This window comes from Lactiplantibacillus sp. DA1 (genome assembly GCF_032681335.1).
Lineage (GTDB): Bacteria > Bacillota > Bacilli > Lactobacillales > Lactobacillaceae > Lactiplantibacillus.
Window position 1 is genome coordinate 76543 of record NZ_JAWHTQ010000002.1, and the last position, 20239, is coordinate 96781.

The following is a 20239-nucleotide window of genomic DNA, read 5'->3' on the forward strand; positions in this document are numbered from 1 at the left end:
CCATGAAACCAAACACAACCTACGCGGTAGTTGATATTGAGACGACCGGAACCAGTGTGAAAGACGGCGACCGAATTATTCAAATCGGTTGTGCGTTTGTCAAGAACAATAAAATCATTAATACTTTTGCGACGGACGTTAATCCGTTAACGACGGTACCAACTGTTATTGAGAATTTAACGGGTATCAGTAACGCCCGGGTACGCAAAGCACCACCGTTCGATGATCTAGCGGGAACGGTCTACAGTTTGTTACAGGGAACGGTATTTGTGGCGCACAATGTGAATTTTGATTTACCATTCATCAATTCAGAATTGCAACGGGTCGGCTATCCAGAATTGCCGATTCAAGCTGTTGATACGGTGTCGTTAAGCCAGATCCTATTACCAACGGCGCCGAGCTTTCGCTTACGTGACTTGAGTCAGTTGCTCGCAATTGATCATCATCATCCGCACTCTGCTGATAGTGATGCAATTGCGACGGCCCATCTATTTATCACGTTACAACAGCGCCTCGCACACTTACCATTGATCACGTTACAACAAATGGTGCAATTAGCACCGGAGTTACCACGTGAAACGGCCGACTTATTTGCATACGCCTTTCAACAGGGCAAACAACATCCACAGCAGTTGCCGGCTGACTTAGTAATCAAAGATGGGCTCGCTTTGCGTAAACAGCGATTGCCACAGCAAGCTGCGGGTCGTAAAGCGGCGCGCTATCCGTTGACGAAAGCACAAAAGCAGCATATCTTTGGTGATCACTTGACTTATCGACCGCAACAGGCTCGGATGATGAACCAAATTTATCGGCACTACTCAAAACAGTCTGCTGAACAAGTGCCGTTGTTGATCGAAGCACCGACCGGAACAGGCAAGACGCTCGGGTATTTGCTCCCACTTGCTTACTTGGCACAGGGTAGTCAGCAAGTGGTCATCAGCACGGCGACAACGGTCTTACAAGCGCAGTTACGTGATCAGGGCGTGGCGTTACTGAATCAGTTATTGCCTAATCCAGTCACGGCAGTGGTTATCAAGGGTAATCAGCATTACGTTGATTTAAATCGGTTTGCACGTGGCTTAGCTTTACACGAACATTCTAAACAGACGCAAGTATTAAAATTGCGGGTGTTGGTCTGGCTGACGATGACGACGACTGGTGATTTGGACGAATTGCACTTGAGTACGTATCAAGCCCCGTACTTTAGCGAAATTGCGCATCACGGGGTGGCCTCGTTGAAAGCTGATGATCCGTTTTTTAAGGAAGATTTCTTACGCTTTCGGGATCAATTGACCGCGCAAGCGACTTTTATCATTACCAACCATGCCTACTTGATGCGCCATGTGGCCCAACTGGGTAGCCGCCAAGAGCGGCCATTGCTGGTGCTTGATGAGGCCCAACACCTGGCGGATGGTGTCGTTCGTGATTCACGGCAGACGTTTGATTTTAATGGCTACATGGCGACCTGCCACAGCTTGATCAGTCGCATTGACACGGAACATAGTTTGAATTTACGGGCATTGTTTGCGGAACAGCCCCAGGCCGATTATCGGCTTAAATTACTAGATAATTCACTTAATGATACTGATTTACATCTGCAACAATTGCAGGCAGCATTAGCACGGACATTTGTCCCAGCACAAAAGGGCGCTAATCAGCCGGCTGAACTGGGAATCACAACCGATCAGCTCACGGACTTCTTTGCAGCCCATAATCCGTTGATCAAGCAATTACAAACGGCGATTGAGAACTGTTTCTTACAATTTCAACAGTTGAATGAACAATATCAGCACGATCAGTCGCAAGTCTTGCCAAGTGAGCAGCATGTTTTAGATGATTTTGATAATCGTCTTCAGCATTTACGTCAAGGGTATGAGTTGTTGCAGACATGGTTAGTACCGGCTTCACGGGAACAACGTGTTTTTTGGGTGAGCCTTAATCAGTGGCATGATCGTGGTAGCCTGACGTTAGCTGGTAGTTTGATCGACACGCAGGGCTACTTCAAGACGCAACTATATCCTTACTTTACTGCACCGTTATTAACTGGAGCCACGTTGTTCGCCACCGGTAAATCACAATACGTTTATTCTCAGCTGGATATTGATCAGGAAACGGCCAAGCATCATCGATTATCAACGCCGTTTGATTTAGAACATCAGGCACGGCTATTTATCGCAACGGATGCTACTGCTACGGAACAGCCCAGTGGTAAACAACGCGTCGCTTATTTGACGCGGGCCATTCACGATGTTGTGATGGCGGCCCCCAAGCAGACGCTGGTGCTGTTCAATTCACTGAACATGATTGAAGCGGTTTTTTACAGTTTGCATCAAACGAATCTGCCCAGTGACCGTGAAATTCTGGCCCAAGGGGTTAATGGTAGTCGTGAAAAGCTATTACGACGGTTCATGCAAGGTGACAATGCGATCTTGCTAGGAGCTGGTAGTTTCTGGGAAGGTATTGACTTGCCACAAGAACAATTGGAATTGTTAATTGTCACGCAACTACCGTTTGAATCACCTGATCAAACGACAACCAAGGCACGTTATCAGCAATTACGGCAAGCACAATTAAATCCGTTTTACAATGAAGCATTGCCCAAAGCGGCATTGAAGTTACGCCAAGGAATCGGTCGTTTGATTCGAACTGATGAAGACCGGGGGGCAGCAGTAATCCTTGATGATCGCTTGATCACGAAACGATATGGACAAACGATTATGAAGGCATTACCGAAAACTTTGCCACCCACGACGGGATCATTAACGATGATTACGCAGGAACTTCAAAGTTTTTTCAAAACTAAGTAAGAAACCATTCCGCAATCAGTTAAATTTGCTATAATTAATTTATCTGTTTTTGAAAGGAAGAGCATATGCGAGTTCAACGTAGAAGGCGCCCTGAGCGACTCATTATGATTGTTCTAATTGTCATCTTAGCAATTATTGTGGCGGTTTATGGCACGTTATGGGCCGCACAACGGCCAATGCACCAAGCCCAGAAAACGGCGTATAGTCTAGCAGTCAGTAAGGGTAAGCTAAAGACCACGACGGCATTTTCACAGTACAATGGTACTAGTAGTTATTACGTTGTCACGGGAACATCGAGTAAAAATGTTCCGGTATACGCGTTAATTAACGCGAATAAACATCATCAAACGACCGTTATCAAACAGTCCGCTGGGATTTCACGTACAAAATCCTTGAAAAAGGTCTGGTCCAAACGCAATCCTAGTAAGGTTATCAAAGCGACGCTTGGAAAGTATGATGGGACGGTCGTGTGGGAAATTACGTACTTGAACCAGAAAAAGAATTTATGTTATGAAATTTTGCAGTATTCTAATGGAAACCAGCTGAAATCAATTATTAACATTTAAGGTTAAAGGAGTGCGGATGTACATGGAATTATCGCGTAAAGTAATGCAGGTTCAACCGTCAGCGACATTGAAGATCAGTGCGACTGCCAAGCAAATGATGGCGGACGGCGTTGACGTTATCAATTTAGGAATCGGTGAACCGGATTTTCAGACCCCGGATAACATTAAGCAAGCAGCCATTGATAGTATTCAAAATGGTCAAGCGAGTTTCTACACACCGGCAACTGGATTACCAGCTTTAAAACAAGCCATCAGTCAGCGAATTGAAGCTGACCATCACTACCATTTTGATCCTAATCAGATCGTCGTAACGGATGGCGCAAAAATGGCGTTGTTTACGTTATTCCAAGTTATTCTGAATCCCGACGATGAAGTGTTATTACCAGTCCCATACTGGGTCAGCTATTCGGAGCAAGTTAAATTAGCTGGTGGTACGCCAGTTGAAGTGGGCACTGACGAACAGTTGCGGTTTACTACTGCTGATTTGGAAGCTAGTCGGACGACTAAGACTAAAGCCTTAGTCTTAAACTCACCACAAAATCCCTCCGGCCTTGTGTTCAGTCGGGCTGAGTTAACAGCGATTGTTAACTGGGCCGTTGAACACGATATTTTAGTGGTTGCGGATGAGATTTATGAAAAATTATTATATAACGGCAATCAATTTACATCCGTGTTAGAATTAGATGATGCTAATATGGATCACGTGGTTTTGATCAATGGGGTTTCAAAAGCCTATTCCATGACTGGTTGGCGTATCGGATATGCTGCCGGGCCACAAGTGATTATGGCTAAGATGGGGGTCGTGTTAGGTCATGCTGCAAGTAATCCAGCCGCGGTATCACAGTACGCAGCAATCGAAGCCTTTAGTGGCGACCAATCATCGGTAGAAAAGATGCGCCAGGGCTTTGAAGCGCGGTTAAATGAACTGTATCCATTAATTGAACGTTTGCCTGGTTTTAAGATGCCGGCCGGCAAACCCGCGGGGGCTTTTTACCTGTTCCCAGATATTACGGAAGCACTGCGATTAACGGGATATGCTGATGCGCCGGCCTTTGTGACGGCGGTGTTATTAGAAGCACACGTTGGCTTAGTGCCTGGTGAAGCATTTGGTTTGCCAGGGTGCGTACGGTTAAGCTACGCCACTGATATCGATTACTTGCGAGAGGCCCATCGACGGTTACAAAAATTTATGACAGAAAAAATTGCTGAACAAGCAAAGTAATTGGAGGATGTAAGTAAATGGTGCAACAGATCAACATTATCGATGCTAAGGACCATGTCGACGAAAAAGTAAAGATTGGGGCTTGGCTCACTAATAAACGTTCAAGTGGTAAGATTGCCTTCCTACAATTACGTGATGGCTCCGCCTTTTTCCAAGGGGTGGTCGTTAAGAGCCAAGTTAGCGAAGAAGTTTTTGAACTCGCTAAGGAAGTTAAACAAGAAGCCAGCATGTGGATTACGGGTGTGATTCATGAAGACAGTCGTTCAAAGTTCGGTTATGAAATCGAAGTTGAAGACATTGTAGTCGTTGGTGAAAGTGAAGAATACCCAATTACGCCTAAGGAACATGGGGTGGACTTCTTACTAGATCACCGGCACCTATGGTTACGTTCTAAGCGGCCATGGGCAATCATGAACATTCGCAACGAAGTCATTCGCGCGACGTATGAATTCTTCAACCAAGAAGGGTTTATTAAGATGGATTCCCCAATTCTAACGGGGAGTGCACCTGAAGGTACGACTGAATTATTCCATACTGAGTACTTTGATCGGGACGCTTACTTATCACAGAGTGGTCAGCTATACGCTGAAGCCGGAGCTTTGGCATACGGAAAGGTCTTTACCTTTGGCCCAACGTTCCGGGCTGAAAAGTCCAAGACTCGGCGGCATTTAATTGAATTCTGGATGATTGAACCAGAAATGGCCTTCATGCATCAAGAACAAAGTTTGGAAGTTCAAGAACGTTATATTGCCTTTCTTGTCCAAGGTGTGATTGATCATTGTCAATACGCACTCGACATTTTAGGTCGTGATGTTGAAACGTTGAAGAAGTACACCAAGTTACCTTACCCCCGGATCAGTTACGATGAAGCCATTGAATTGTTGAAAGAAAATGACTTTGACGTGGATTGGGGTGTTGATTTTGGTTCACCAGAAGAAACCTTCTTGGCTGATCACTTCGATCAACCCGTCTTCGTTTTGAATTACCCGAAAGCCATCAAACCATTTTATATGAAGCCGCATCCAACCCGGGACGACGTGGTGATTTGTGCGGACTTATTAGCCCCAGAAGGCTATGGTGAGATTATTGGCGGGTCAGAACGAGCAACTGATTACAATTACTTACTTGACCAGATCAAACAAGCCGGCTTAAATCCAGACGACTATGCTTGGTACTTAGATTTACGTAAGTATGGTAGTGTTCCCCATGCTGGTTTTGGTCTGGGACTCGAGCGATTTTTGACTTGGATTACGGCCGAAGATCACGTGCGGGAGACAATTCCGTTCCCACGGTTGTTGAACCGGATTTACCCGTAAACTTTAATTGAAGGTTAGTTTTATTAAGAGCGTGGGACCTAGTCTCACGCTCTTAATAGTGAAAGGATGATAACGAGATGGAGTCCTTAGCTGCCGCGTTAGTGAATGATGGTCAAACGACCATTGCGAACGCATTATTGGCCCACTATCGTGAAATTGGGGTCACAAACGATGAATTATTGGTTTACTTGCAGTTCAAACGGTTAATTGATCAGGGTAATCAATTTCCAGATGCTGCGGTAATTGCCAAGAGTTTAGGTGAATCGACAAATGCCGTTTTTCAGCGGTTACATGAAATGTTAGCCAAAAAATTGCTGACGATTGAATCGATCACGGCTGATGATCAAAAAATTCATGACCGTTATAATTTTGACGGCCTGTATGATAAGTTAGCAGTTGCACTCAAAAAGCAGCCAGCTAGCACTCAAGCTTCGGAACAAGCCACGAGTGAAAACAGTCGGCAAAAGGTTTTTCGGGCAATTCAGACGGAATTTGGCCGTGACTTATCACCGATCGAAATGGAAAGTATTAGTAAGTGGTTCGACGAAGACCATTATGAACCGGAAGTTATCGAATTGGCATTGCGGGAAGCAGTTCTGCGCCAAGTCTATAACTTGACGTATATGGACCGAATTCTGTTGAACTGGCAGAAGCGTAACTTAAAAACGGCTGCCCAGGTGGAAGCAGAGCGCCAACGCAGTATTGAGCAACGCTTGAATTCCGCTCCACAACCACAACGCCAGACGGGCGCAAATGCTGGTCCGAAGATTCCGTTATTCAAATTAGGTGAAGACCAGTCTTAAACACTGTGCTGAAAAGCTTATCGGGGAAAACTGATCTTAAATAAAGTGGTGGCGATTGCCTGTGCGAGGCGTCGCTACCACTTTTTTTTGGGATAGGTGGTTAGTCGTTGTTTCATATCAATGGCGTTTGCTCACGTCATTGGCGCAGCGTGCTGAGGTTAAAACAGGACCACCAGGATTTGCCTGTCCTGGTAAGCCGGTGGGATGCACATCATCAGACCAAAATCAGTGGGTACCGTCATAAATTAGAAAATGGTTATAATTAAATGTTGACTTCTCATTAAAATAGCGCAATACTGTAAACAACCAAGTAAATATATTAATAAATACGTCTAAGATGAGTAGCCGTTGTTGGAATGCCTTAGAGAACTGCCGGTTGGTGCGAGGTAGCCATTGCGCAACGTTGAAGATGGTCTTATAATGCAAGTTTCAACACTGAGCTGATGGGGTTAAGTGTTGACGGTTACGCCCGTTATGCGGTTAGAGTCTCGCCAAGAAATTCAAGGCGGTACTTGAAGTGCGGTGGCCTGTGAAGGTCATTCGAAGTAAGGTGGTAACACGGAAAACGTCCATTCGTCCTTAATCTGATAATCAGATTAGAGACGATGGGCGTTTTTTAATGGGAGGAAGCAGACTATGACAGAGGCAATCATTGATTTAAAAGACATCGCGGTGACGTTTGACGACGGGCACCAAGTCGTTCACGCGGTTCAAGATGTCAATCTACAGATCCAGACGGGTGATATTTATGGCATTATTGGATATTCCGGCGCTGGCAAAAGTACCTTGGTACGGGTGATCAATTTATTGCAGTCACCGACAACGGGCCAGGTAGTCGTCAATGGCCAGGCCTTACAAACGCTATCGCCAGCTGCATTACGTCAAGCCCGGAAACACGTTGGGATGATTTTTCAACACTTCAACTTGATGCAATCACGGACCGTGCTGGGCAACGTTATTTACCCATTATTGGGTCAAAAAATTAGTAAACAGGACCGACGCGCCAAAGCATTACGGCTACTGAAGCTCGTTGGGTTAACGGACTATGCGCAGACCTATCCAGATAAATTATCCGGTGGGCAGAAACAACGGGTGGCAATCGCACGGGCACTGGTCACTGACCCGCAAATCTTGATTTCTGATGAAGCAACTAGTGCCCTTGATCCAAAGACTACGGCGGCGATTCTTGAGTTGTTACAACGGGTTAATCGCGAGCTAGGGATTACCATTGTCCTCATTACGCATGAAATGCAAGTCATCAAGAGTATTTGTCACCATGTCGCTGTTATGGCCGATGGGCGGATTATTGAGCGGGGCCCCGTTGCAGCCGTCTTTACGGCCCCAAAAGCACCTCTGACCGTTGATTTTGTGGAAACGTCTACCAATGTTCGGGCCGCCATTCAGCGAATCACTAAAACGATTAAATTGAATGAATTGGCAGCGGACCAAGAGCTGATTGCGTTCAAGTTCGTTGGTCAATCGACGAAGCAGGGAATTGTCTCACAGTTATCGCAGACGCTGGGGGTCGATGTTAACATTTTGTTTGCCAATATCGACCAGATCGATGGTCAAAACGTTGGTGACATGATTGCGGTTATTACGGGTGATTTGACGGCCTTCAATGCGGCGGTCACTAACATGTCCGCTCAAGGTGTCCACACTCGCATTATCAATGAAGAAGTTGTGAAGGGAATGGTGGACTAATGACAGCATTAATTCCGAATGTCTTACAAATGAAAGCTGAATTTATTCAAGCAACGTTAGAGACCCTCTATATGACCGCAGTTTCCGCGCTGGTTGCAGGAATACTGGGGTTGGGTTTGGGGGTACTGTTAGTCGTGACACAGCCCCATGGTATTTTAGCTGATGGCCCCTCGTATCAAGTGTTGGATAAGCTAACCAACTTACTCCGTTCGGTGCCATTTATTATTCTGTTGGCCGTAATTTCGCCGTTGACCAGCTATTTAATCGGAACAACGGTGGGGACCACGGCATCGTTAGTCCCACTAGTTTTTGGTATTTTTCCTTTTTATGCCCGGCAAGTTCAAAATGCGTTACTCGATGTTGACCAAGGAATCGTTGAGGCTGCTCAGTCCATGGGATCTAGTCCCATTGCAATTATTTTTCGGGTTTATTTGAAAGAAGGTTTGCCTGATTTGATACGGGTTTCGATTGTGACAGTTATTAGCCTAATTGGATTGACGACGATGGCCGGGGCGATTGGTGCGGGCGGCCTAGGCGATATTGCAATTAGTATTGGTTACGCCCGCTTTGAAAATGACGTAACGTTCGTTGCTATGATCATTATTTTAGTCTTGGTATTCGCTGTTCAGCTATTTGGTGACTGGCTCGTCAAGCGTGTCTCGCACCATTAAAAAAGGGAGGAATAAGCCGATGAAACGATTAGCATGGTGGTTGATTGGTATTGCTGCAATTGTTGGTATTTGTGTGGGACTGCATGAAATAACGAGCTATTCGGCCCGTGCACAACAGAGTGCCACGATTACGGTCGGATCAATGGGGTCGGACTATGAAGTCTGGCAGCACATTGCTAAAAGCCAAGATGCCAAAAAGATGGGCTTAACGATTAAGGTTAAACAAATCACGGATGGTGTTCAGCTGAACAAGGCCACGGCGGACGGTAACATTGATGTGAATGCCTTTCAGTCCTGGTCATATTACCAAACGTATAATCAGCAGAATCCCAAAGCCAAGTTGGCGGCGTTAGGCACGACTTATTTGGAACCAATGGGAATCTACTCCAAAAAATATCAAAGCATTGATGAAATTCCGGATGGTGCTACGATTGCAATTGCTGACAATCCCTCCCAAGCTTCGCGAGGCTTGTTACTGCTTCAAAAAGCGGGCTTAATCAAACTGGCGGCTAATTTTGGTGTCTTAGGTTCAGTGAAGGATATTACAAGCAATCCCCGTCATCTGAAATTCAAACAGATCGATGATACTACTGGTCCCCGGATCATTAAAAGTGTCGATGCGGTTTTGATCTCGAATACGGTTGCTTTGGAAGGACATTTACACGTTTTACGGGATTCAATTTTTCACGAGCGTCTGAATAAGAGTACCAAGGATAATGTCAATATCTTAGCGACGGCTGCTAAGAACGAGCATCGTGCTAGCTATCTTAAATTAGTTAAACTTTACCATCGGGCTGATATTCAAAAGTATATCAAACAAAAATATTACGGTACTAAGATTAACGTTAATAAACCGCTATCTTATTTTGACAATTAATAAGCATATTGGGTGCTGAATGATTATAGATAAGTTATGATTATGATAATAAATATTGTAACTCATTAAACTTATCAGGAGGTCTCAACCATGTATAAACGAATCCTAGTCCCATTAGATGGTTCCGATAATGCTTATTATGCACTTGAACACGCGATTGCCTTAGCGAAGGTTTTTGACTCCCAGTTATTTTTATTGAATGTCATCGATGTTAATCGATTTGGCGTCTACAGTCCAGATGTTTTTACGAGTGCGGCGCCAGATATGATGAGTTTTGATCAAGCCCAGAGTAAGAAATTGTTGGAGCGGGCCCAGGATCAAGTTGCAGCCCACCAGTTGCACGCCGAAACGATTCGGCAAACTGGGGTGCCCAAAGTGACAATTGCGGTCGATGTTCCCAAGGCCCAAAATATTGATTTAATTGTGATTGGTCGCTCGGGGACTAATGCGATTTCCCGCCTGTTCTTAGGTTCAACGACTGCGTATGTCGTTCGTAATACGGAGGCGAATGTCACCGTGGTTAATATGCCAAATGACGAAGCTGAAGAGGTTGAACAAACCGGTGATGTTTCGGCCGATGATTCTAAATAACTTGTCAGTGATGATTAAAGCTGGTCACACGACGTCAACATTGACGCTCGTGCGACCGGCTTTTGGGTTTGTGGCCGGTGGTGACGACAGCGTTGTTCTTCTCTTTTGTCAGCTGATTGCAGGCGATTAGCTCCAATCAACCCAATGAAAGTAAGTGCGACCATCACTACTGTCAGGGCCATACCGACAGTCGCTTTTCCCGGTTCGAACGATTGATAGATATACAAGCGTACTTGACGGTTACTCATCAGTTAAAGACCTGATTGAAAGCGACGTCGTTTTTAGTTAGAACAGTGTTGGCGCAATTCCAGTTTACAGTGTAGGTTTTGATTGGCTGACCATTGCGTGGATCGGCCACTTTGACAGCTGTTCCTGGAATTAAATTGCTTTTTGAGTCGGTTGTTGAACCTTAGCCGATAGGAGGTAGTCTATAAATTGTTTGGTAGTGGCTTGGTGGCGACTAGTTTTTAAAATCATTGCTGGTTGTGGATTGATCAATGTGCCACTTTTCGGCTAGACGAAGTCAATCTTCTGGTCTTCTTTGAGGACCTTAGTTCCAGACTTCATTTGATAGGCATTGATGAAGTCTAGACTAAACCCCGATGTTGGGGGCCAGAATGGTCACTGCTGATTTTTTGGATTCAGACGGACAAAGCAAGGCCATGATTTGCTGGTCGAGTATCGGCAGAGTGAGTTGGTTTGCTCACCAGCTGCTGATAACTTTTTGATAGTTCATGCAACTTAATGGTAACCACAGTAAGTAGCTCCTTTGTCTTCAATAACTAATTCAGTTTATTAAGTTATTTTGTATTGTAATGATAATTCGGTTTAGTAACGTTGATTTTGATTTTAGTTTATATATATTTTTCATGTTATTTCAGTAAATCAGGGCACAAAAAAAAGAAACCACTGAAAATAATTCAATGGTTTCTTTTTTTAACTATTGATTCACACCATTATTGTTTGTATCAGCTGCCGGTGTTTCCGATGAACTGGCTGCGGAACTCGTCTCAGAACTTGAGCTTGCCTCGGAACTGCTACTACTTTCGGTACTAGATTCAGAGGATGAACTTTCTTCGCTACTTGAGGAAGAGGCGGCTTCCGAACTACTGCGGCTACTTTCCGAACTACTGCTACTACTTGCTTCAGTGCTAGTACTAGAATTACGGATGGTGGTTGAACTTGAACTTGCTGAGCTCGATGTTCCTGATGAGGCCTCGCTACTAGAGAAGAGGTGACCGACGACGTAAAGTTCTTCGATACCATTCTTTTTAGTCGTACCCACTGAACTTGGTTTGGTCCAATCGGAGTTTGGTGAATATTGTTGCAGGTAATTCATCATCGCACGGTAAACTTGTTGTGAAATCTTCTCGTTAGAAGGGTCGAGGTAACCACCAGCCTCAATTGATTTATCATAACCGGTCCAAACGGCCACTGAGTAATTCTTAGTGTATCCGGCCATCCATGAATCTACGACAGCATTTGAAGGGACCAAGTTTTTGTATTTAGAGTCATAATCATCCGTACCAGTCTTACCAGCTTGATAAACCCCGCTTATTTTGGCCGTTGTACCAGTACCTGTGGCGCTATTAATAACACCTTTCAGCATATCAGTAATCATATAAGCAGTAGATTTTTTCATTGCTCGTTTACCTGTACTGGTATATGAAGTCGTGACACCTTCAGCGTTAGTAACTTTGCGAATATAGTACGGTTTGTGATAAACGCCGCCATTGGCAAAAGCTGCATAGGCACCGGCCACTTGCAAGGTTGAGACGCCGGCACCAATACCGTTAGCATATTCGACAGTTTTGAGATTCATCCCTAAGCCGTTGGCGAATGTTTTAGCTCGGCTTAAGCCAACGGCTTGTAAAGTCCGGATTGCTGGGATGTTCCGTGATTGTACTAGTGCTTCACGCATTGTCATATTACCAAGTGTATTATTGTCGAAATCATGGACCGTAATGTTTGTCCCAGGATATTTGTACTTTGTATCTGCAAGGGTCTTATAAGTCGGCCAGTTCAGATATTCAATCGCTGGCCCATAATCTAAAATTGGTTTCATCGTTGAGGCGTTGGAACGATCAGTCTGAACGGCACGGTTAGTCCCGTAAGTAACATTGCCGATATTACGGCCACCAAGCATGGCTGATATCTTACCAGTGTACGAATCAACAACGGACACGCCTAATTGGAAAGTCTGCTTACCATTATTTGGATAGCTAACGTACTGCGATGTATTTGCAATATCGTAAAGCCGTTTTTGTGCGTCCATATCAAGGTTGGTATAAACCTTTTCACCATCGTTCAATTGATAACCCTTTTTAACAAGATCTTGCCGGACCTGGTTTAAGTAGGCATCAAGGATTTTATTAGTTTTTTCATGTTTCGTGAGACTTGCACGTCCCGAACTGGTTAAACCAGTCTTGATGTTGACTTTTTCAGCGGCAGTTTCTTGACTCTTCGTGATGACCTTGTTATCGTACATTGCTTCCAATACCAGATTGCGACGGCTGGTAGCGTATGCAGGGTAAGTCGTTGGGTCGTAGTAGGTTGGCGATTGCGGCATTCCTGCAAGCAATGCGAGCTGACTAAGACTCAGATCTTTCAATGACTTACCGTAGTAATACTTAGCGGCGGTACCCATCCCATAAATTCCGTTACCCATATAGACCTTATTGATGTAAAATTCCAGAATCTGGGATTTGCTGTAGTGCTTTTCAAGATTAAGCGCTAACCAGGCTTCCTGTGCTTTGACTTTTAAGTTTCGATCCGAAGTGCTAGTTGAGAAGACAGCTAGTTTAACGAGCTGCATTGTCAAGGTACTCCCACCTTGCATCCCGAGTGAACTACCTTTTAAGTTACCAACTGCGGCGCCTAGAATCCGGTAATAATCGACTCCCTTATGTTTGTAGAAACGGCGATCTTCAATTGAAACGACGGCATTCTTAAGGGCGGTCGGAATATTGCTAGATTTAACGTATTGCCGGTTATTAGTTCCTAAAGTGGTCACATAATCGTCATTCTTATCGTAAATCTTAACTGCACTAGTATCAACAAGGTTACTTTGTTTAACCGTCGGTGCCGTTTGTGCATAGTAGAAGAAAAGCCCCAAACCGGCGAGTACCCCGATGACAAACAGCGCAGCTAAGGATAAAATAATTCGGCGAAACCAGTGTTTCTTTGGTGGTTTAGGTTGACTTTTTTTACGAGCAACCCGTGAGTTTTGTTCATTGTTACCTGCCATGATGTTCTCCTTTAATGAATTGATGAGATCTCATCAATAATATGATCAATCGCATCTAAATAGGGAATGCGTGGATTGATTTGATAATGTAGCTCTGCGGCCAAATGTTCAATATCCGTCAGTGGAATTGACTTGCGACCACCGTCTCCTTGATGGTCCCAATAAGTAAATAAGTCGCTAGCTGTTAACATAAATAGGCGCCCCAAACTCGCAAACCGAATAATGACAAAACAAATTCCACTTTGAGTTAGGCACTGGCGCATGTGCTTAATTTGATGCTCATGAAAGTTTTTTAGCGGAAAGGCAGTTTTATTCTTGGTTTCTTTGGCCTCAAAATCTAAATACTTTCCCCGATAGACGCCATTATAATCAGTAGTGGAAGCTTGTTTAAAATAAGCTTCACGAATCACAGCAGCGCTTCGTTTGGGATAATCGACTTTAACGATCTGAATGGGCGTTGGCTTTTTATGAATAACTGCGATATTATTTTCAAGATAATAGGCGTTACTATCATTGATTTCTTGTTCCAAGCTCATGCCACGATCGCCAAAATTGACATTGGCAAATTTGGAAGATTTCGATTTAGTTGGGCCGGGCTGGCGATAAACTTGACCGTTTGGATAGCGAATCGTCACATTAATCAACCTCCTAATAATGTTACATTTTACCATTAACTAATGGGGAATGTGAAATATCTGTGAGTTTTTAACTGTTTTAGACCGATTTAGTGATAGAAAGGAGACTTTTTTATGAGTCGGTTGTGGCTTAGTGGTTACCGGAGTTATGAATTGAACGTCTTTGGTGATCAAGATGATAAACTAAAAGTTATTAAATTTGCGTTAACTAATTACTTGACGACCCAGATTGAAGATGGCATGGACTGGCTCATCACGGGTGGTCAGCTAGGAATTGAACAATGGGCCGCTGAGGTGGGGTTGGTCCTTAAAAAAACGTATCCTGAATTGAAGGTGGCAATCATGCTACCATATGGTGAATTTGGTGGGCGTTGGAATGAAAATAATCAAGCTAAGTTACAGACCTTATTAGCCCAGGTCGACTTCCACGCCCCCGTTAGCAAGCAACCGTATGAAAATCCGCAACAATTAAAAAATTATCAAGAATTCATGGTAACGCATACGGATGCGGCGACCTTAGTGTATGATCCAGATAACCCTGGAAAACCAACATATGACTACGATTTGATCAAGAGTTTTAGCGACACCCATCCGTACCCGTTAACCTTGATCGACTTCGATTGGTTACAGGAAAGTGCTAATGAATATGCAGAAAAACAGAATAATGGTTTTAATTTTGAATAAAGTCTGCTACAATGTTTTAAGTAATGCGGATGCCGAATGGGTATCGCGCGAATAACAATGAGGTGTTTTTAAATATGGCTAAACGTAATTTTACTCCCAAAGACATCCTTCAAAAAGAGTTTAAGCCAAAGATGCGGGGTTATGATCCTGCCGACGTGGATGGCTTTTTAGATAATGTCATTAAGGACTATGAGTCATTTACTAAAGATAACCAACAACTTTCAGATGAAAACGAACGGTTGCGGGCCAAGGTTGACGAGCTTACTAAGCAAGTCGCTGTCGGCGCCACCAGTCCATCTTCACAACCGACTAGTACGGTGACGAATATGGATATTCTGAAACGTTTGTCTAACTTGGAACGCCATGTTTTTGGTGCCCAATTAGATAATAATCAAAATGAATCACACCGTCTATAATTGTGATTCGATGTAAATTCTGGGTAATCGCGGTCGGCTAATGTCGGCTGAGGAAGGTCCATGCTCGCACAAGCTGCGATGCTTGTAGTGTTCGTGCTCGGTGAAAAAATAAGCCGGGGTACCGATTTATCGGTAACGGCGGGAAAAACGGCTAAGGTTTCGGCTATGCCCGAGTATCCCTGAAAAGTGCCACAGTGACGATACTCAACTGGAAACGGTTGAGTTGGAACGCGGTAAACCCCACGAGCGGGCAACCCAAACTACGGTAGGGGCGCTTCACATAAGGAATTGAACTAAATGTGGGGGGAGATTAGTAATCTCGAGATAGATGATTACCGCCTAGTTAACAGATCCTGTACTTTAACTAGGTACAAAACATGGCCTACAGGAATTTACATTTAGACAGGAGACTGGGACAAAAGTTCGCTTTTGTCCCAGTTTTTTTATTCGATCAGTTAGCAAACTAGCAACTTATGCTAAACTAGGTGAGGAAGCCATTTTAGTGGGAAATAACTTAATCAACAAGAGACGTCTGGATAACAGACGTCGCAGGAGGAAAATATGCAAGAATTTAGATTAATTGCCACTGCCGCTAGTGGGATTGAAGCATTAGTGGGCCGTGAGCTACGAGATTTGGGCTACCAAGTCCAAACCGAAAATGGTCGAGTGCGTTTCAACGGAACGATCAAAGACGTTTTACGAACAAACTTATGGTTACGGACAGCTGACCGCATCAAGATCATTGTCGGTGAATTTAACGCCTATACATTCGACGAACTGTTTGAAAAGACTTTGGCTTTACCATGGGACCAGTTATTGCCAATGGATGCCGAATTTCCAGTGGAAGGTAAGTCACGCAATTCTAAGTTACACAGTGTCCCAGACGTTCAATCAATCGTAAAAAAGGCGATTGTGAACCAGTTAGCAGATACTTACCATCGTAACGGGCATTTGCCAGAGACGGGTGCGCTATTCCCGTTAGAAGTGGCAATCAACAAGGATCACGTCTTGTTAACGTTAGACACGACTGGCTCAAGCTTGTTCAAGCGAGGTTATCGGGTCGAAAAAGGAGGCGCACCGTTAAAAGAGAATATGGCCGCAGCCTTAGTCATGCTAGCTAAGTGGTATCCAGATAACCCATTTGTTGATCCCGTGTGTGGTTCAGGGACCATTCCAATCGAAGCGGCATTATTGGCACGTAACATTGCTCCCGGTTTCAACCGCGCATTTGCGTGTGAAAAATGGGACTGGGTACCTGCCGGACTCAGTCAGCAACTTCGGGATGAAGCGGATAGTTTAGCCGATTACGATACTGAACTAGATATCAGTGGGTATGATATTGACGGCAAGATGATCGATATTGCCAAGCTGAATGCGCGGGAAGCCGGTCTGCTCCACGATATCAACTTTAAGCAATTAGCCGTTAAGGACTTTACAACTGACAAGATTAATGGGGTGCTAGTCGCTAACCCACCATATGGGGAACGGTTAAGTGACCGGGATAGTGTCCGGATCCTCTACCGGCAGATGGGTCAAGTCTATAGTAAGTTGCCAAGTTGGAGTAAGTATATCCTAACGAGCGATTTAGAGTTTGAAGACTTTTACGGGCAAAAAGCCACGAAGCGCCGTAAATTATATAATGGCGCGTTACGAACGGATTATTTCCAATATTGGGGCAAACGTATCCGACCAGCGCAGACGAAATAAGCAACCCTATTGTTAAAGGGACTCAAAGATTGCGTAGTATCAATTGTGGTTGGTAGTAACGTTAATTACAACGTTTAATATAAAGTTCGAGCAGTCTTAAAAGGGCGTGCTTAGTCGGTCCCCCCGATTAAGCACGCCCTTTTAAGACTAATTGTGGTTAAGATTTTGATTGCTATGGGTAACAGTCAATTGGCGTGATTAATTTAAGTAATAAGCGAAGAAATTAGCAACTTTGTTCATCAAGGGTACCTTAACCAGATGTTTGGCCTGATAACCTGTGATAAACGCCACCTGTTCAGCGTACGGGGCGGTATGCACACGGTCAAAGAAGTTACGGGACTGCGCATAGGGAATCCGTTCATCCTCAGTACCATGCCAAAATAATAGTGGCCGATGATTGATGGTTTCTGGTTGCAGGTTGAGATCATAGTGGTCTAGCCAACTGGTTAGTAGTGCTAAATCGCTAGGGATGTAATAGGCATGGGTCTGCGCGTGTTGGCGAACTAGTTGGGCATACGCGTTCAGGTTAGGGGTCCCCATAATGATTGTGGCTGCTTTAATTTCAGGATGATGGGTCAATAAAGCTCCGGTCGTCATGCCGCCCATTGAGTAGCCACCGACGCCAATTTGTTGGTTCAAAATAAGGTTGCGCTGCCGGTAGTAATTCACAATCAAGTCGAATTCAGCAAGATTGCCTTGGATACTATGCCAAAAAGTAAATGAGGGAATCTGGCTGACAGTTTGGTGCCGTACACCGTGATTCATGGCATCAGGTAAGACAACTCGTAAATTCTGACGGGCTAGCTTGCGTGCTTGGGTCAAGACGAGTTCCTTATTGGATTGCCAACCGTGGTAAAAAATCACTAGTGGCAGTGGTTGATCTAAATGGGTTGTGACAACAACTTCCAGCGCGGGCACGTCTTGAAAGTATCGGTTAGTAACTTTGATCATAGTTATCGGCTCACTTTATTAATTATTATGATTAAATTAACTGTGCCAGAAATAACATTAGAATACAACTGTTAGACTTATTTGGTCAATATTAAGTCGCCTTGATTGTTAGTGAGGTAAAATAATGGTATCAGTGAGTTTATTAATTAGGTTTCAGGTGGCCAAAAGAATTATTAAAATGTGAGGTGTGTTAAATGGCTGAAATTCAATTGGCTCCAACGCGGGATCGAGAATTAAAAATTCAGCAATATTTTGCGATGTGGGTCACCCGTGATTTTGAAGCGTTACCAAAAATATTTGCGGCTGATTGTTATTATCAAGAATGCTATGGACCAGCCTATCTATCATTGTCAGAGATTCAAACTTGGATTGAACATCAATTAAGAGTTCAACGGGTAACGGCTTGGTCGATTCAGCGGTTGTGGTCAGCAACTGACAACATGATCTTTGCCCAGTGGTCCTTCACCGCTGTTACCGACCGGATGACTCAGTTTGATGGGCTTTCGGCAGTTCATTTTAACTTAGCAGGACTTATTGACGATTTACGAGAGTATCAGACTACGACTGCGCATGATTATCCTTATCATGGATCCGTGCTGTGATATGCGAAGCATGTGTGTCATAATGTAAGCGGAATTATTTTGAGCGTTGGGGGAATCAGTATGGAGGTTCAAGTTTCGGTTATTGTGGCTGCGTATAATGAGGAGCACTGGTTAAGGCGTTGTTTGACCTCATTAAAAAAACAGACATTAGCGGCCTTAGAAATCATCATTGTTGATGATGGTAGTACGGACGGCACGGCGGCAATCTGTGACCAATATTGTGAGCGGTGGCCGCACCTATTCCGGGTCATCCATCAACGTAATCAAGGACAAGGACCTGCGCGTAATGCGGGGATTGCTGCTGCTCATGGTCGTTATTTAGGTTTTGTCGATGCTGATGATTGGGTCGAGCCGACGATGTATGCGACCTTAGTAGCAACGGCTGAACGTAGTCATGCTCAAATAGTTGTTTGTGATGTTCGTAAAATCTATGCAGCAACTCACCGTACAACTAGTTTGCTGAGTTTGCCAGATGCAACTGACCACGTAGCAATTGCCACTTATCTTACGTTCATGTTGGCAAGAATATCGTTACCAGCGGATGGTCTACGAAGATTTAGATATTTTGCTGGACATGTTGAGTCATTGTGAGCGAGTCGCTTATGCGCACCAACCATTTTATAATTATTATAAACATGCTGGTTCGACAACGCTAGATTACACCAATCCACGACTGTTCGATATTATGACGGCTTATCAAGATGCTATTGATCACGCCGCGGTCAAATATCAGGATGCGGTGACTTATTGCGTCGCTAAGCGTATTTTGATTAATTTAGCAACGCCAGGCTTTGCCGATTATCGGGCTGAGTTCATTGAACTGATACGGCAATTGCGTTCTGCATTTGAAGCCAGTCCGTCAATAATGAACGATCCAGATATTGAAAAAATTTGTGATTATGCAAGTCAATTGACATTACCCCGGCGATTTATTTGTGAGCGTGAGGACTGGGTTCAACCGTGGTATCAGTATAGTCGGGATTTCAAAACGATTATACCGGTCGTTAAAACACGGCCGGCTGGTTTAGTACAACGGACTAACCGATTTAAACTTGATTATTGGTTATTACAAGCGTTATTTGAACGGGGGGGCTTGCTGATTTTGGGTGCCGTCAAGTTGTACCGCCCGTTTGGTCGTTTACGGGCGGGAGGTGACGTGTTAGCCTTTAAAGGTGAACATTGTTTATTAGTTGGTGCGCAACCACGTTCCCCACTAATTTCTGAACTGCGTCAACGTTTAATTGTTGGTTCCGAGTCATTAGCGGAGTTATTGACAATGGTTAGGGCACAACCAGAACAGTGGTCATCGGGCACGAATAAGGTTCGATTGGTTAACATCAAAGACTGGCTACAATAAGATAACGGGTCATTAGGTCGGGCAGAAATGCTGGTTGAGTGGCCCATTTAGTCGTTGGTTACGTTGAAGCTGAACAAAAAAAC

At 44.3% G+C, this 20239-nt stretch carries 19 protein-coding genes and 1 other RNA gene; 16 read left to right on the forward strand and 4 right to left on the reverse strand.

Going from position 1 to position 20239, the window contains the following annotated elements; all coding sequences use genetic code 11:
- Window positions 1–2: 2 nt before the first annotated feature.
- The 9 genes from RXV91_RS02975 to RXV91_RS03015 all read left to right on the forward strand — a co-directional run bounded on the left by RXV91_RS02975 (window position 3) and on the right by RXV91_RS03015 (window position 10557).
- Window positions 3–2807: a helicase C-terminal domain-containing protein gene (locus RXV91_RS02975; RefSeq protein WP_316438604.1), complete on the forward strand. Its 2805-nt coding sequence runs from the start codon at window positions 3–5 to the stop codon at window positions 2805–2807.
- 65 nt (window positions 2808–2872) lie between these two features.
- Window positions 2873–3373 (forward strand): DUF5590 domain-containing protein, encoded by a 501-nt coding sequence (locus RXV91_RS02980; protein WP_316438605.1) that lies wholly within the window; start codon window positions 2873–2875, stop codon window positions 3371–3373.
- A gap of 22 nt (window positions 3374–3395) precedes the next feature.
- The gene (locus RXV91_RS02985; RefSeq protein ID WP_316438606.1) at window positions 3396–4595 is read left to right on the forward strand and encodes a pyridoxal phosphate-dependent aminotransferase; all 1200 of its coding nucleotides are present in this window, start codon (window positions 3396–3398) and stop codon (window positions 4593–4595) included.
- A 20-nt stretch (window positions 4596–4615) separates the two neighbouring features.
- Window positions 4616–5911: an asparagine--tRNA ligase gene (asnS, locus tag RXV91_RS02990; protein WP_316438950.1), complete on the forward strand. Its 1296-nt coding sequence runs from the start codon at window positions 4616–4618 to the stop codon at window positions 5909–5911.
- 77 nt (window positions 5912–5988) lie between these two features.
- Window positions 5989–6714: a DnaD domain-containing protein gene (locus RXV91_RS02995; protein ID WP_063852810.1), complete on the forward strand. Its 726-nt coding sequence runs from the start codon at window positions 5989–5991 to the stop codon at window positions 6712–6714.
- A gap of 636 nt (window positions 6715–7350) precedes the next feature.
- Window positions 7351–8418, forward strand: a complete 1068-nt coding sequence (locus RXV91_RS03000; RefSeq protein ID WP_316438607.1) for an ATP-binding cassette domain-containing protein — start codon at window positions 7351–7353, stop codon at window positions 8416–8418.
- Complete coding sequence (locus RXV91_RS03005; protein ID WP_316438608.1) at window positions 8418–9089, forward strand: methionine ABC transporter permease; 672 nt, start codon at window positions 8418–8420, stop codon at window positions 9087–9089. Before RXV91_RS03000 ends, RXV91_RS03005 begins: the two co-directional genes overlap by 1 nt.
- Window positions 9090–9108: 19 nt before the next feature.
- A complete protein-coding gene (locus RXV91_RS03010; RefSeq protein ID WP_316438609.1) occupies window positions 9109–9966 on the forward strand; it encodes a MetQ/NlpA family ABC transporter substrate-binding protein in 858 nt (285 codons plus the stop codon).
- Between the two features lie 90 nt (window positions 9967–10056).
- Window positions 10057–10557 (forward strand): universal stress protein, encoded by a 501-nt coding sequence (locus RXV91_RS03015; protein WP_003645081.1) that lies wholly within the window; start codon window positions 10057–10059, stop codon window positions 10555–10557.
- Between the two features lie 14 nt (window positions 10558–10571).
- On the opposite strand, the gene RXV91_RS03020 is transcribed toward RXV91_RS03015, so the two are convergent.
- From RXV91_RS03020 to recU, 3 genes are all read right to left on the reverse strand, one after another.
- Window positions 10572–10805, reverse strand: a complete 234-nt coding sequence (locus RXV91_RS03020; RefSeq protein ID WP_316438610.1) for a hypothetical protein — start codon at window positions 10803–10805, stop codon at window positions 10572–10574.
- 692 nt (window positions 10806–11497) lie between these two features.
- The gene (locus RXV91_RS03030; RefSeq protein ID WP_316438612.1) at window positions 11498–13804 is read right to left on the reverse strand and encodes a transglycosylase domain-containing protein; all 2307 of its coding nucleotides are present in this window, start codon (window positions 13802–13804) and stop codon (window positions 11498–11500) included.
- An 11-nt stretch (window positions 13805–13815) separates the two neighbouring features.
- The gene (gene recU, locus RXV91_RS03035) at window positions 13816–14439 is read right to left on the reverse strand and encodes a Holliday junction resolvase RecU (protein ID WP_316438613.1); all 624 of its coding nucleotides are present in this window, start codon (window positions 14437–14439) and stop codon (window positions 13816–13818) included.
- 114 nt (window positions 14440–14553) lie between these two features.
- Between recU and RXV91_RS03040 the strand changes: the two genes are divergently transcribed.
- The 4 genes from RXV91_RS03040 (at window position 14554) to RXV91_RS03055 (ending at window position 17246) form a co-directional block, all read left to right on the forward strand.
- Entirely contained in the window at window positions 14554–15123 is a 570-nt protein-coding gene (locus RXV91_RS03040; protein WP_316438614.1) for a DUF1273 domain-containing protein, read from the forward strand.
- 74 nt (window positions 15124–15197) lie between these two features.
- Window positions 15198–15539: a cell division regulator GpsB gene (gene gpsB, locus RXV91_RS03045; protein ID WP_003638751.1), complete on the forward strand. Its 342-nt coding sequence runs from the start codon at window positions 15198–15200 to the stop codon at window positions 15537–15539.
- 15 nt (window positions 15540–15554) lie between these two features.
- Window positions 15555–15929: RNase P RNA component class B (rnpB, locus tag RXV91_RS03050), an RNA gene on the forward strand.
- Between the two features lie 171 nt (window positions 15930–16100).
- Window positions 16101–17246: a class I SAM-dependent RNA methyltransferase gene (locus tag RXV91_RS03055; RefSeq protein WP_316438615.1), complete on the forward strand. Its 1146-nt coding sequence runs from the start codon at window positions 16101–16103 to the stop codon at window positions 17244–17246.
- 198 nt (window positions 17247–17444) lie between these two features.
- On the opposite strand, the gene RXV91_RS03060 is transcribed toward RXV91_RS03055, so the two are convergent.
- A complete protein-coding gene (locus RXV91_RS03060) occupies window positions 17445–18197 on the reverse strand; it encodes an alpha/beta fold hydrolase (protein ID WP_316438616.1) in 753 nt (250 codons plus the stop codon).
- 194 nt (window positions 18198–18391) lie between these two features.
- On the opposite strand from RXV91_RS03060, the gene RXV91_RS03065 reads away from it, so the two are divergent.
- The 3 genes from RXV91_RS03065 to RXV91_RS03075 are packed head-to-tail and all read left to right on the forward strand — an operon-like array spanning window position 18392 to window position 20156.
- Window positions 18392–18799 (forward strand): nuclear transport factor 2 family protein, encoded by a 408-nt coding sequence (locus RXV91_RS03065; RefSeq protein WP_316438617.1) that lies wholly within the window; start codon window positions 18392–18394, stop codon window positions 18797–18799.
- A gap of 60 nt (window positions 18800–18859) precedes the next feature.
- Window positions 18860–19390 (forward strand): glycosyltransferase, encoded by a 531-nt coding sequence (locus RXV91_RS03070; protein ID WP_316438618.1) that lies wholly within the window; start codon window positions 18860–18862, stop codon window positions 19388–19390.
- Window positions 19341–20156 carry a glycosyl transferase gene (locus tag RXV91_RS03075; protein ID WP_316438619.1) on the forward strand — a complete coding sequence of 272 codons (816 nt, stop codon included), beginning with the start codon at window positions 19341–19343 and terminating at the stop codon, window positions 20154–20156. Before RXV91_RS03070 ends, RXV91_RS03075 begins: the two co-directional genes overlap by 50 nt.
- The last annotated feature ends 83 nt before the right edge of the window (window positions 20157–20239 follow it).